Origin of the sequence: Lentilactobacillus kisonensis DSM 19906 = JCM 15041, from assembly GCF_001434135.1 — a bacterium.
Classification (GTDB): Bacteria; Bacillota; Bacilli; order Lactobacillales; family Lactobacillaceae; genus Lentilactobacillus; species Lentilactobacillus kisonensis.
Window position 1 is genome coordinate 49,577 of sequence record NZ_AZEB01000012.1, and the last position, 14,014, is coordinate 63,590.

General features: G+C 42.0%; 11 protein-coding genes. All 11 read left to right on the forward strand.

Going from position 1 to position 14,014, the window contains the following annotated elements:
• The first annotated feature begins 9 nt into the window (after nt 1–9).
• The gene (locus tag FC98_RS07655) at nt 10–807 is read left to right on the forward strand and encodes a TIGR00282 family metallophosphoesterase (protein ID WP_008857987.1); all 798 of its coding nucleotides are present in this window, start codon (nt 10–12) and stop codon (nt 805–807) included.
• Nucleotides 808–843: 36 nt separating this feature from the next.
• A complete protein-coding gene (gene mutS / locus FC98_RS07660) occupies nt 844–3,450 on the forward strand; it encodes a DNA mismatch repair protein MutS (RefSeq protein ID WP_056949410.1) in 2,607 nt (868 codons plus the stop codon).
• A 1-nt stretch (nt 3,451) separates the two neighbouring features.
• Nucleotides 3,452–5,392 carry a DNA mismatch repair endonuclease MutL gene (gene mutL / locus FC98_RS07665; protein WP_056949411.1) on the forward strand — a complete coding sequence of 647 codons (1,941 nt, stop codon included), beginning with the start codon at nt 3,452–3,454 and terminating at the stop codon, nt 5,390–5,392.
• A gap of 79 nt (nt 5,393–5,471) precedes the next feature.
• A complete protein-coding gene (gene ruvA / locus FC98_RS07670; protein WP_008857982.1) occupies nt 5,472–6,068 on the forward strand; it encodes a Holliday junction branch migration protein RuvA in 597 nt (198 codons plus the stop codon).
• A gap of 15 nt (nt 6,069–6,083) precedes the next feature.
• On the forward strand, nt 6,084–7,112 hold the full coding sequence (ruvB, locus tag FC98_RS07675; RefSeq protein WP_008857981.1) for a Holliday junction branch migration DNA helicase RuvB: 1,029 nt from the start codon (nt 6,084–6,086) through the stop codon (nt 7,110–7,112).
• Nucleotides 7,113–7,116: 4 nt separating this feature from the next.
• A complete protein-coding gene (gene queA, locus FC98_RS07680) occupies nt 7,117–8,157 on the forward strand; it encodes a tRNA preQ1(34) S-adenosylmethionine ribosyltransferase-isomerase QueA (RefSeq protein ID WP_008857980.1) in 1,041 nt (346 codons plus the stop codon).
• Between the two features lie 403 nt (nt 8,158–8,560).
• Nucleotides 8,561–9,703: a tRNA guanosine(34) transglycosylase Tgt gene (tgt, locus tag FC98_RS07685; protein WP_008857978.1), complete on the forward strand. Its 1,143-nt coding sequence runs from the start codon at nt 8,561–8,563 to the stop codon at nt 9,701–9,703.
• Nucleotides 9,704–9,799: 96 nt separating this feature from the next.
• Entirely contained in the window at nt 9,800–10,180 is a 381-nt protein-coding gene (gene yajC / locus FC98_RS07690; RefSeq protein ID WP_056949414.1) for a preprotein translocase subunit YajC, read from the forward strand.
• A 103-nt stretch (nt 10,181–10,283) separates the two neighbouring features.
• Nucleotides 10,284–11,384: a DNA polymerase IV gene (gene dinB / locus FC98_RS07695; protein ID WP_040471923.1), complete on the forward strand. Its 1,101-nt coding sequence runs from the start codon at nt 10,284–10,286 to the stop codon at nt 11,382–11,384.
• 72 nt (nt 11,385–11,456) lie between these two features.
• Nucleotides 11,457–12,407 (forward strand): DHH family phosphoesterase, encoded by a 951-nt coding sequence (locus FC98_RS07700; protein ID WP_008857974.1) that lies wholly within the window; start codon nt 11,457–11,459, stop codon nt 12,405–12,407.
• A gap of 8 nt (nt 12,408–12,415) precedes the next feature.
• Entirely contained in the window at nt 12,416–13,777 is a 1,362-nt protein-coding gene (locus FC98_RS07705) for a DEAD/DEAH box helicase (protein WP_008857973.1), read from the forward strand.
• Nucleotides 13,778–14,014: the final 237 nt, after the last annotated feature.

The window sequence follows — 14,014 nt, forward strand, 5'->3', positions numbered from 1 at the left end:
GAAAAGTTAATGCGAGTTCTTTTTATTGGCGATGTCGTTGGTAATATGGGGGTTCATATGATTGAATCCTATTTACCAAAGCTTAAACAAGAGATCAAGCCACAAGTAACTGTGGTAAATGGGGAAAATGCAACTTCTATGGGACGGGGGATTACCCTCAGCATCTATAAAAGAATGATGAGTGCTGGCGTGGACGTTGTGACCCTAGGCAATCATGCATGGAGTAATAATGAAATCTTAGACTTTATTGACGACACAAAGCGCCTCATTAGACCGTATAATTTCCCAAAACGGACGACACCTGGAAAAGGGTATACAATGGTTAACGTGAATGGCAGTCAGCTTGCTGTCCTTAACTTTCAAGGGCGGGTATTCATGGATAATTTGGACGACCCATTTGCTTTAGCTGATGAATTAGTGACCGAAATCCACAAAACTACCAACTGTATTTTTATGGACTTTCATGCTGAAGCAACCAGTGAAAAATTAGCGATTGCCAGGTACTTGGATGGTAAAATTTCAGCGGTTGTGGGGACTCATACTCACGTTCAGACTAACGATGCGCGTATTTTGCCGCAAAAGACAGGCTTTTTAACCGATGCTGGCATGACTGGACCTGCCGATGGGATGCTTGGAATGAAGCCGGAGAGTGTCATTAACCGGTTTCTCAACCAACGTCCCGCGCGCTTTGAAGTTTTAGAAACCGGCCGGGGGATTATTTCCGGCTGCTACATTGATATTGATAGCAAAACGGGTCACACCACTCACATCAAGACAGTGATGTTAAGCGATGATCAGATAAATTAATTGAATGACTGAGTTAGATTTAAGGGGACTTATAGCGTGGCAAAACAAGCACAAACACCAATGATGGTACAATATCAAAAAATAAAGGATCAGTACCCAGATGCGTTCTTGTTTTATCGTCTTGGCGATTTTTACGAGATGTTTAATGATGATGCAATCAAAGGGTCGCAGTTGCTAGAACTAACATTAACCAATCGAAGCCGCAACGCGAAACATCCAATTCCAATGTGTGGGGTGCCACATAAAGCGGTCAAAAATTATATTGATATTTTAGTTGATCAAGGCTATAAAGTCGCAATTTGTGAGCAGATGGAAGATCCCCGACTGACAAAGGGAATGGTTAAAAGAGAAGTCATTCAATTGGTTACTCCCGGGACCCAGGTAGATGTTGGTAGCGAGAATGCAAAAACAAATAACTACCTAACTGCGGTGGTTAGTAATGAAAACGGTCAAGAATTTGCGTTTGCGTATGTTGATTTATCAACGGGTGAACTTAAAGTGGCTGACTTGGCGAACCAAGCGGAACTTGTTAACGAGTTGGTTTCATTGCAGACTAAGGAAACGGTGGTTGATTCAAAGCTGCCAACTGGCATTCAAGAGACAATTAAGAAACTTGGTATTTTGCGTTCAACACAACCGGAATTACCGGTTAACGCTTCGGTGAGTTACCTTAGTCAAGATGTCGCTCAGCCACTCATGAGACGGGTTTTAAAAATGCTGCTGGATTATATCCAAACGACTCAAAAACGCAGTCTAAGCCATTTGAAGCGCGCTGTTGTGTATGAACCATCTGACTTTCTTGAGATGGACCATAATTCTCAGTACAACCTAGAATTAACGAGAAATATTCGTACTGGCAAAAAGTCAGGAACTTTATTGTGGCTGTTGGATCAAACTAAAACAGCTATGGGCGGTCGTAAGCTTAAACAATGGATTGAGCGGCCATTGGTTAACTCTAATAAAATTAATGAGCGCCACGATGCCGTCGGAATTTTACTGGATCATTATTACGAGCGAAATCAGCTTCAAGATGAACTGATTAAAGTTTATGATCTTGAGCGTCTTGCTGGTAGAATTGCATTTGGCAGCGTGAATGGTCGGGATCTCATTCAGTTAAAGACGTCTTTACAGCAAGTTCCTAAAATCAAATATATTTTGGAACAAATTGCCGATAAGAGTTTTAAGGATATGCTAACTAAATTGGTGCCATTAGATGATATCGTCAATAAAATTGAAACGGCTATTGTTGCTGAACCACCGATTTCAATTACTGATGGTGGGGTAATCAAGGATGGCTTTGACGACCAACTTGATAAGTATCGAGATGCCACTAATAATGGTCAAAAATGGCTTGCTGAGCTTGAAGCTAAGGAACGAAAAGTGACGGGGATTAATAACCTGAAAGTTGGGTTTAATCACGTGTTTGGTTATTATATTGAAGTGACTAAGGTTAATTTAAGCAAGGTTCCCGTCGACCGTTACCAACGTAAACAGACTTTAGCCAATGCGGAACGGTTTTCAACGCCTGAATTAAAGGAGAAGGAAGCATTAATTTTAGAGGCTCAAGAACAAAGCAAGGCTTTGGAGTATAAGCTTTTTGTTAAGATTCGAGAAGATATCAAAAAAACGATCAAACGAATTCAAGACCTCGCTGATGCAATTGCTTCGTTTGATGTTTTACAAAGTTTTGCGGCAGTCAGCGAAGAGTATCGCTTTGTTCGACCAACATTAACTAATCAGCATGAAGTTGCCGTGAAGGACGGCCGTCATCCGGTTGTTGAAAAGGTGCTCGGGCATCAACAATATGTTCCAAACAATGTTGAGATGGGCTCTGATACAAGTGTCCTATTGATTACAGGGCCCAATATGTCTGGTAAGAGTACTTATATGCGCCAGATGGCTTTAGCCGTTATCATGAATCAGATGGGCTGTTTTGTTCCCGCCAAAAAGGCTAAACTTCCCGTATTCGATAAGATATTTACCCGGATCGGGGCTGCCGACGATTTGATTTCTGGTCAAAGTACCTTTATGGTCGAGATGAAGGAAGCTAATGACGCAATTGAAAATGCGACGCCTAATAGTTTAATTTTATTCGATGAAATTGGCCGGGGAACAGCGACGTATGATGGGATGGCCCTTGCCCAGGCAATTATTGAATATGTTCATAATAATATTGGGGCTAAAACGCTCTTTTCAACTCATTACCATGAATTAACCACTTTAGACGAGTCGCTTAATCAGCTTCAAAATGTGCACGTTGGCGCGACAGAATCTAATGGTGAATTAGTCTTCCTGCATAAAATTCAACCAGGCCCTGCCGACAAGTCATACGGCATTCACGTTGCTAAACTAGCTGGGTTACCAAACAACCTCTTAAGCCGGGCAAATGATATACTGACTAAATTAGAGAAGCAAGCAGAAGATGACCAGATAGATCGGAATCGTCATGATAATCACCAAGTTCAGTCGGTGACGCCCAAAGCTGAAGAGGAGGAGCAGATATCATTGTTCCCGCTTGAAACGGTCGATGATAATCAGGCTGAGGTCGTATCAGATATTAAGAAGCTTGATTTGATGTCTAAGACCCCGATGCAGATTATGAATCAAGTTTACAAATGGCAACAGAAGATAAACAGAGAATAAGGTGATCTCTTTGAATAAAATTCACGAATTACCATCAATTCTAGCTGACCAAATTGCAGCAGGGGAGGTTGTTGAACGCCCTGCCTCAGTGGTTAAGGAATTAGTCGAAAATTCAATAGATGCTAACAGTACGGAAATTGATATTACGATTGAGGATGCTGGTTTAAAGCTTATTAAGGTTGTCGATGACGGTAACGGAATTGATGCTTCCCAAGTGGAGACAGCTTTTTTGCGGCATGCCACTAGTAAAATTTCCGAACAACGCGATCTTTTTCGGGTTCGAACGCTCGGCTTTCGTGGTGAAGCGTTGCCAAGTATTAATTCAGTTTCTAATGTCCGAATGAAGACATCAACGGGCAATGTTGGCACTGAAGTAGTCTATAAGGGTGGTAAGCTCATTGAGCAGAAAGCCGCTGAATCACGGAAGGGAACAACGGTCGAGGTTCGGTCGTTATTTTATAACACACCGGCTAGGTTGAAGTATTTAAGCTCACCTAATACTGAATTGGCTAAAATTTCTGACATTGTTAACCGGTTAGCACTCGGTCATCCAGAAGTTGCGTTTTCGCTTATGAGTAACGGTCGTGAATTGTTAAGGACATCGGGTCGAGGCGATTTGTTGCAGGTCTTAGGGGCGATTTATGGTGTTAAAACGGTCACTAAGTTAGCCCAAATTAAAGCTAATGACTTAGACATTAAGATAACGGGCTTTGTGAGCTTACCAGAGTTGACTAGAGCGAGTCGTAACTATATTTCTCTAATTTTAAATGGGCGCTTTATCAAAAATTATCCACTGACCAAGGCAGTTATTGAGGGTTATGGATCTAAACTCATGATCGGCCGTTTTCCAATCGCTGTCATTAAGATTAATGCCGATCCGGCTTTAATTGATGTCAACGTACATCCAACTAAACAAGAAGTTCGGATTAGTGATGAACCAGAAATTGGCCAATTAATTTCGGACGCAATTCGAAAGATGTTATCAGATAAGCAATTAATTCCTGATGCGACTCGTGACTTCCAAAAACGGTTTGATGCCTCTCCTAAACAGTTCAGTGTCTCAGTAGCCGACCAGGAGCAAACTAACCCGCCATTATTTGAGGCGGATGCTGCACCAGCTAGTGCAATTGATCAGCCTGATATTACCCCAGTGGTTGTGAAAACGAAGGATGACCTTAATAGTCCCCCAGTCGCTAAATTCGATGAGTTACTTCAAAGTGAACCAAGTTCCGTGCCGATTTTTGAGGCCGATAATCACACCCCAGTGCCACCAATCAGCCTTCTTAGCAGGCAACCTAAACCCAAGCAGGCTGAACTTGTCAGTGAAACCGGCTTTCCAGATTTAAGGTATATTGGTCAAGTTCACGGAACTTATTTGGTGGCGGAAACTCCTGAAAGTATGTACTTGGTTGATCAGCACGCTGCGCAAGAACGGATTAATTACGAACATTATCGAAAGGCAATTGGGGAAGTATCCGATGACCAACAGAAATTGTTGGTGCCAATCATTCTTGATTATGCGACTTCAGATTTTCTATTAATTAATGATCACTTGGAGTTACTGAATACTTTGGGAATCCATTTGGAACAGTTTGGGCAAAATAGTTTTATTGTTCGTGAACACCCAATGTGGTTTAAAGCTGGCCAAGAGGAAGATACAATCAAAGAAATGATTGATTGGATTTTAACCGATCACAAAATATCAGTGGCAGCTTTCCGGGAAAAAACGGCTATTATGATGAGCTGTAAGCGGGCAATTAAAGCTAACCATCACCTTGACGAACGGCAAGCCACTGCTTTGTTAAAGCGGCTGCCTGAGTGTGAGAATCCATATAATTGCCCTCACGGAAGACCAGTTCTTGTTAAATTTACTAACGAAGATATTGAAAAAATGTTTAAGCGAATTCAGGATCCGCATCACACTGATCAGGAAATCATCTAAATTTGTGTCGTGGTTTTTGCCGAGGTGTGCTAAAATTTAACAAGCAAACATATGTTTTAGTTGAAGAGGAGTTTCTGGCATGTTTGAGCTTTTAGATGGTTACGTGATAGATATTAAGCCAACTCACATCGTGTTACTTGTTGGTGGGGTTGGTTATTTGATTTATGCGTCTGATCCATACCGATTTACAATTGATAATGACAAGACTATTCGGGTCTATGTATATCAAGCCGTTAGCGATTCGGCAATCTTGTTATATGGCTTTCATGATATGGCAGATAAGCAGATTTTTGAAAAATTAATCGCTGTTTCTGGGATTGGTCCCAAGAGCGCGCTGGCAATTCTTGCTGGTAATGATCGGGATGGATTAATCTCCGCCGTTAAGAACAAGGATGTTAAATTTTTAACGAAGTTTCCCGGTGTTGGCAAGAAAACAGCTCAGCAAATTATTTTAGACTTACAGGATAAGTTGAATGATATTTCCGTCAACGGAGTGGTAACACAGACCGCTTCCTCGACAACCAAATCTAGGGAACTTGCAGATGCTTTATCTGCTTTGCAGGCACTTGGATATGGGGCCAAACAAATTGATGGCATCACAAGTGATTTGGAGATGAAATCCGGACTCACGACTGATGAATACCTGAGTTTAGGGCTTAAATTACTGACGCATTAAAAGGAGGATGATAATTTGACCAACCAAAAAGATGATCGCCTTATTTCTCCCGATAATGTGGATTCAGAAGAAACCAGCATTGAAAAATCATTACGACCGCAAACCCTTGGTGAATATATTGGCCAAGATGACGTTAAAAATAAACTCAATGTATATATTGAAGCGGCCAAACAGCGGGAAGAGTCACTTGATCACGTTTTACTGTATGGCCCCCCTGGATTAGGAAAGACTACGCTTGCAATGGTGATTGCCAACGAAATGGCAGTCAGCATTCGAACAACGAGTGGTCCAGCGATTGATAAGCCCGGTGATTTGCTGTCACTTTTGAATGAACTCCAGCCAGGTGATGTGTTGTTCATCGATGAAATCCACCGTTTGCCTAAAGTAGTGGAAGAAATGTTGTATTCAGCAATGGAAGACTTTTACGTCGATATCATCGTTGGTCAAGGGTCTGATGCTCATCCCATTCATTTTCCGCTGCCGCCCTTTACGTTAATTGGGGCTACTACCCAGGCTGGTGTGTTGGCAGCCCCGTTAAGAGACCGGTTTGGAATTGTTGAACATATGAACTATTACCGGGTCGCTGATTTGGAAGATATCGTGAAACGAACTGCCGATATTTTCCAAATCCCAATCCTTGAATCGGGCGCTCATGAAATTGCGTTGCGATCCCGGGGGACCCCGCGAGTTGCTAATCGATTGTTAAAACGGGTGCGCGATTTTGCCCAGGTATCAGACAAAACTAATATTGATCTGGAAATTGTCAAATACGCATTAAATAAGCTGAAGGTTGATAATCTTGGTCTTGATGACACCGATATTAAGTTGCTGACCACAATGATTAAATACTATGATGGTGGCCCCGTCGGATTAAATACGTTAGCAGCCAATATTGGTGAAGAAACGGATACGATTGCTGAGATGTACGAACCATACCTACTTCAAATTGGCCTGCTAAAACGGACTGCTAGGGGGAGAATGGTGACATCAAAGGCTTATGACCATTTAAATTACCCAATGCCCACAAAGCACGAAAGGGATTAATATAATGATAAAAAATTATACACTTGAAGACTTTGACTACGACTTACCACACGAATTAATTGCTCAAACGCCAATTAAAGATCGCGATGAATCCCGATTGTTAGTGTTAAACAAAGAGACTGGTAAAATGCAGGATCGGCGTTTTTATAATATCATTGATTATCTTAACCCCGGCGATGCATTAGTTATGAATGATTCAAAAGTAATGCCAGCCCGAATTTACGGTGTTAAGGAAGATACCGGTGCCAACATGGAAGTTCTGCTGCTTCATAATATTGAAGGTGACCGCTGGGAGACGCTAATGAAACCGGCCAAACGTGCCAAGGTTGGGACGGTTATTGATTTCGGTGAGGGCCAACTAAAGGCAGTTGTTACCAAAGAATTAGATCATGGCGGCCGTGAAATTGAATTCAAATATCAAGGAATTTTTATTGAAATCCTCGAACATCTTGGAGAAACGCCCCTGCCACCCTATATCAAGGAAAAGCTAGATGATCCTGATCGTTATCAGACCGTTTATGCTAAGGAGATGGGGTCCGCAGCTGCGCCAACTGCTGGCTTGCACTGGACTAAAGAACTATTACAAAAGGTTGCTGATAAGGGTATTCACCTGGTATATTTAACCCTTCACGTTGGCTTAGGGACATTTCGGCCAGTTGATGAAGAAAATATTGAGGATCATAAGATGCATAGTGAGTTCTATCGACTTTCCGATGAAGCTGCCGACACCTTAAATGATGTTCGCAAAAATGGCGGTAAAATTGTTGCAACGGGAACGACCTCGATTCGGACATTAGAAACGGTTGGAACCAAATTTAACGGTGAAATTCAGGCTGATTCTGGATGGACTGATATTTTCATCAAACCTGGCTATGAGTGGAAAGTGGTTGATTCATTTATCACGAATTTTCATTTGCCAAAATCGACGTTAGTGATGTTAGTTGCTTCGTTTACCGGTCGGGAAAATATTTTAAATGCGTATGAGCATGCAATTCAAGAAAAGTATCGCTTTTTCAGTTTTGGGGACGCGATGTACATTCATTAGCGCTGCGGATACTTGAGGACAACTTTGCAAAGCAGAAACCTGCACCTAAGTCTTCTCACCCAAAAATTCAAAACCAGGATTTCTGAGTGAGAAAACTTAGGATCCGGTTTCTAACCGCTTTGCTCCGTGCACTTTATTTTTAGGACAGCTTCTCCAGGCAGCAATCTGCGTGTAAGCACCCCCAGCAAAAATTCCAAACCCGGGAATTTCCGTTGGAGGAGACTTACACTTCGATTGCTAACCGCCTGGATCCGCTCACTTTATTTTTAGGACCGCTGTGCAAAGCAGAAGCTTGCACCTAAGTCATCTTGACCAAAAATCCAAAACCGGGATTTCCGGTCAAGATAACTTAGGCTCCAGCTTCTAAGCGCTTCGCTCCGCGCACTTGCAAGGAGGATTTTACATGCAACCAGCGATAACTTATCGCTTGATAAAGAAAGAGAAACACACTGGTGCCCGTTTAGGTGAGATTACAACGCCTCATGGGACTTTTCGAACGCCAATTTTTATGCCGGTGGGAACTCAGGCAACGGTAAAAACGTTGGCACCTGAGGAATTAGATCAGATGGGTTCGACTATCATATTAGCCAATACATACCACTTGTGGCTACGGCCTGGTGAAGATATTGTTAAAGAGGCTGGCGGTCTTCATAAATTTATGAACTGGGATAAGGGTATTTTAACTGACTCTGGCGGATTTCAAGTGTTTTCATTGGCTAAAAATCGGGATATCACCGAAGAAGGCGTTACCTTCAAGAATGAAATTAATGGTGCAAGGATGTTTCTTTCCCCGGAAAAAGCCATTCAGATTGAGAACGACCTTGGACCAGATATTATGATGAGTCTTGATGAATGTCCGCCATTCTTTGAGTCTTATGATTATGTGAAGAAGTCAGTGGCGCGAACAAGCCGGTGGGCAGAACGGGGGCTAAAAGCGCATCGTAATCCCGATTCTCAAGGACTGTTTGGGATTGTTCAAGGGGCTGGATTTGAAGATCTGCGCCAACAGTCTGCCAAGGACTTAGTGAGTCTCGATTTTCCGGGTTACTCAATTGGCGGCTTGTCAGTGGGTGAATCCAAAGTAGAAATGAACCGGATTTTAGAAGCAACGACCCCGCTGTTGCCAGAAAATAAACCGCGCTACTTGATGGGCGTTGGGGTCACAGATTCCTTGATTGATGGCGTGATCCGAGGTGTTGACATGTTCGATTGTGTTTTGCCAACTCGGATTGCTAGAAATGGTACCGTGATGACTTCCCATGGTCGGCTGGTAGTCAAAAATGCCAAGTATGCTAGGGATTTCACACCATTAGATGACCAATGTGATTGCTATGCTTGTCGAAACTACACACGGGCCTATATTCGTCATTTGGTGAAGTCAAACGAAACTTTTGGATTGAGATTATGTAGCTATCATAATCTTTATTACCTCATCCATTTAATGAAACGGGTGCAGCAAGCTATTATTGACGATAATTTGTTGGATTTACGGGCCGAGGTTTTTGAGCAATATGGTTACAATAAACCAAACGCAAAAAACTTTTAGCCCTAGACGGTTGACAAGTTATTTGGTAAAGTATTCTTATGAAAGTGTGGGTGAAAAGTATTGAATGGTTCTTCTAGTAGTTATCTCTCAATTTTAATGATCGTTGCCTTATTTGCTTTAATGTATTTCTTGATGATTCGACCACAACGTAAGCAGCAACAAAAGCGTCGTGAACAATTATCAAAGATTAAAGCTGGCGATCAAGTTGTTACCATTGGCCGATTGCATGGTGTCGTTGATGAAATCAACGAGGCTGAAAAAACGGTTACTTTAGACTGTGATGGCATTTATCTTGTCTTTGATTTAAGCGCGATTGCTCAAGTTAAGCAACCAGCAATTGCCCCAACTGCTACGACAGCAAATGACACTGCCAACGCTAAACCAAGTGAGGCTCCTGCTTCTGATGCAGCTGATGAAAATCAACCTGCTTCAACCCAGGGAAGCGATGCAGCAGATCAAAAGAACGATAATAAGTAAGTGATAAGTTTGTGGTTGGTAACAGAACGTTTTGTTTTGTCCCAACCATATTTTTTACCGTTAAGTAGAACATACGTTTGATTAAAACCAAGGGTTGATGACAATGGATACTTCTAATCGAAAAATTATTCACGTGGATATGGATGCTTTTTATGCCTCAATTGAGGAGCGTGAAGATCCGACGCTTAAAACTAAACCGTTGATTGTAGCTCGAGATCCAAGAACGACTGGGGGTCGAGGAGTCGTCGCAACTGCTAATTACAACGCTCGCCAGTTTGGAGTTCATTCGGCGATGAGTTCTCAAAAGGCACTCGAATTGTGTCCAAAAGCAGTTTTTCGATTTTCAGGATTTGACCTCTACCGGTCGGTTTCAGCTCAAATTCACCAAATATTTTACGACTTTACAGAAGCAGTTGAATCCGTGGCACTTGATGAAGCTTATTTAGATATTACGGCAAACAAACATCACATTTCGGATCCAATTCAGGTTGCCAGGATGATCCAGATAGCCATTTGGGAAGAGACCCGACTAACTTGTTCCGTTGGGGTTTCATATAATAAGTTTCTTGCCAAGGAAGCCTCGGACTATGCCAAGCCAGTTGGGATTACGGTTATTGATCAACGAGATGCGATTGAATTTTTAAAAAAGTTACCTATCGAAAAATTCCGGGGCGTGGGTAAGAAGACGGCTCCCAAGATGGAAGCACTCAAAATTGCAAATGGTGCCGACCTATTAAAATGGTCGCAAATGGATCTCATTAAACACTTTGGCAAATTTGGGTATGTTTTATACGAACGTGCTAGGGGCGTTGACCCTCGTCCTGTAGAATACCAGCGGATCCGTAAGTCGATTGGAAAAGAACGAACTTTTGGACCTGAGATTAGTACCGCAGCTGAAGTAGACAGCCAACTGCAAAGAATTGCTCAACTGGTTGTGAAGGCAATGGCTGACAAAAAGAAGCATGGTAAAACACTTGTTTTAAAGATTCGATATAAGGATTTTTCAACTTTCACTAAGCGGGTCACATTAGATGATTACATTAAGAATAGTTCCGCAAATTATTTTGCTCTGGCGAGTGACCTGCTGGCTGGAATGCCTGACATCTCAACTGGCGTCCGATTGCTAGGGATCACGATTACCAACCTGGATGATTTAACCTACGAGAATCTTTCTTTGAATTTATTTGATAAATCCAAGTTATAAAAATCTCGGTTTATCTTATTAATGTTTTAGGGTATACTGAAGTGTTCGACAATAAAGTAATGGAGTAAATAAATGTCAATTCAAGAACAAATATTAACTGCAATTAAACAATTCAAAACTATTATCATTCACCGACACAAGCGGCCCGATCCCGATGCTATCGGGTCTCAAATGGGCTTGGCACAACTACTTAAAGCATCATTTCCTGACAAGACGGTGCTTTGTGCTGGTAAACAGTATGACGGCTTCGATTGGTTAGGTAAAACGGATGAAATTTCTGATGAGCAATACGCAGAGGCACTTGTGATTGTCGTGGACACGGCTAATCAGCCCAGAGTTGATGACGATCGTTATAACAAGGGCAAAATGCTAATTAAGATTGATCATCATCCAAATGACGATGCGTTTGGGGATATCATGTGGGTTGAACCTGAATCTTCAAGTACCTCTGAGCTCATCTATGATTTCTTTGCCGCTTGTCAGGCAGAATTAACTTTGCCAGATGAAGGAGCTCGGCTGTTATATGCCGGAATTGTTGGCGATACCGGTCGGTTTATGTACCCATCAACTTCTTCTCACACGCTAGAAGTTGCCGCTAAGTTAACCGCTTATGATTTTTCTGCTAGCGATGTTAACAAAACAGAAGATGAAATCGATATTCCGCTTGCTCGACTCTCTGCCTACGTTTATGAGAATCTCACAATTCTTGATAGTGGCGCAGCATACTTAGTTCTTTCAGACAAAGTGCTAGAGCCATTTAAGCTTGGTGATGATAGCACGTCGGCTGTCGTTCCGTTACCTGGAAGAATTAAAGACGTCATTTCATGGGCAATCTTTGTTCAGCAAAAAGACGGTGGCTTCCGGATCCGGCTGCGCTCAAAGGGACCGGCTATTAATGAGTTGGCCAAACAATATGGTGGTGGCGGTCATCCGCTTGCAAGTGGCGCGGTCGTTGATGATGAAAAGCACATTAAGGGATTCGTCGATGATTTAAATAAGGTCGTTTCTAACTACAAGAAGTAGGAGATTATATGAGTAATTTTTCAGAGTTTCATTTAAAACCGTTTATATTAGCGGCACTTAAGGACATTGGCTTCTCAAAGCCAACGCCAGTTCAGGAAAAGTTGATTCCTAAAATCATGCAGGGAAGAGACGTTGTGGGGCAGTCCGCTACTGGTAGCGGTAAAACTCACGCGTTCTTATTACCGATTTTTAATCAATTAAATCCGGACGTTCACGAGGTTCAGGCGGTTATTACAACTCCTAGTCGTGAACTCGCTTACCAAATCATTGATGCTGCCAAACAATTGGCGAAACATAGTGATAAACCAATTTCAACGGGGGCATATGTCGGTGGAACCGACAAGTTGCGCCAAGAAAACAAGCTAAAGCGGGAACAACCCCAATTAGTTATTGGAACGCCCGGCCGGATTTGGGATTTAATTAAAAATGGCGGCCTCGATGTCCATACCGCTTCTCAACTCGTAATTGACGAAGCTGATATGACGCTCGATATGGGATTTTTAGACGTGGTTGATAATATTGCGGCTAGTTTTGGGAAGCACGTTCAAATGATGGTCTTTTCTGCTACTATTCCACAAAAGATTAACGTTTTCTTGCGAAAATACATGGAAAATCCAATCATTGAAGAGATTCCTGTTTCCTCAATCATCAGTCCGACGATCGACAATTGGTTGATTTCAACGAAGGGGCATGATAAGAACCAATTGATTTATCGCCTCCTAACAGTTGGGGAACCCTATCTAGTCTTGATCTTTGCGAATACTAGGAAACGGGTGGAAGAACTTAACGACTACCTGAAAAAACAAGGTCTCAAAGTTGCAATGATTCATGGCGGCGTTAAGCCCCGTGAACGAAAACAAATTATGCGCCGAGTTAAGAACCTCGACTTTCAATTTGTTGTTGCAACGGACTTAGCTGCTCGGGGAATTGATATCGAGGGCGTTTCTGAAGTTATCAATGATGATATTCCAACTGAAGATCTTGAATTCTTCATTCATCGGGTGGGCCGAACTGGTCGAAACGGCATGTCGGGAGTTTCAATTACCCTTTATTCACCAGACGAAGAAAAAGATGTTCAGGAATTAGAGAATATGGGAATTCATTTCAAGCCCAAAGCTTTGAGCAATCATGAGATTGTTGATTCCTACGACCGTCATCGCCGAAAAACCCACCGAAAGAAACACGATAAACTTGATCCAACGATGATTGGCATGATCAAAAAGAAGAAGAAAAAGGTTAAGCCAGGTTATAAACGTCGGATCAAGATGTCAATTGCTAGAAAAGATGAAATGGACAGGCGCGTTAAGAAACGTGAAGAAGCTCGGGCTGAGCGAAAGCAACGCAAAAACAGCTCATCTAGATACAAGTAAATAATTGACAGGATTTTAACAAAAACGTATAATTTTGGTATCTTAAGAATATGTTGATTGGATTTATTTTTTAGAAACGTTTTGGTTGATGCAAAAAACGACTTAAACCAATCAGTGCTCTCTTAACTATGAAAATAATTAAAACGCAACTCTACGTTATAGAGATTAAGTGGTTACGATAAACATCGTTGCAATCAGAGTGGTACCGCGTCAATCGGCGTCTCTGTTAGCAACGGT

Excerpts from the sequence above, each read along its gene's own strand:
- FC98_RS07655 (WP_008857987.1), top strand. The coding sequence starts at position 10 with ATGCGAGTTCTTTTTATTGGCGATGTCGTTGGTAATATGGGGGTTCAT.
- ruvA (WP_008857982.1), top strand. The coding sequence starts at position 5,472 with ATGTTTGAGCTTTTAGATGGTTACGTGATAGATATTAAGCCAACTCAC.
- queA (WP_008857980.1), top strand. The coding sequence starts at position 7,117 with ATGATAAAAAATTATACACTTGAAGACTTTGACTACGACTTACCACAC.
- tgt (WP_008857978.1), top strand. The coding sequence starts at position 8,561 with ATGCAACCAGCGATAACTTATCGCTTGATAAAGAAAGAGAAACACACT.
- yajC (WP_056949414.1), top strand. The coding sequence starts at position 9,800 with ATGATCGTTGCCTTATTTGCTTTAATGTATTTCTTGATGATTCGACCA.
- dinB (WP_040471923.1), top strand. The coding sequence starts at position 10,284 with ATGGATACTTCTAATCGAAAAATTATTCACGTGGATATGGATGCTTTT.
- FC98_RS07700 (WP_008857974.1), top strand. The coding sequence starts at position 11,457 with ATGTCAATTCAAGAACAAATATTAACTGCAATTAAACAATTCAAAACT.
- FC98_RS07705 (WP_008857973.1), top strand. The coding sequence starts at position 12,416 with ATGAGTAATTTTTCAGAGTTTCATTTAAAACCGTTTATATTAGCGGCA.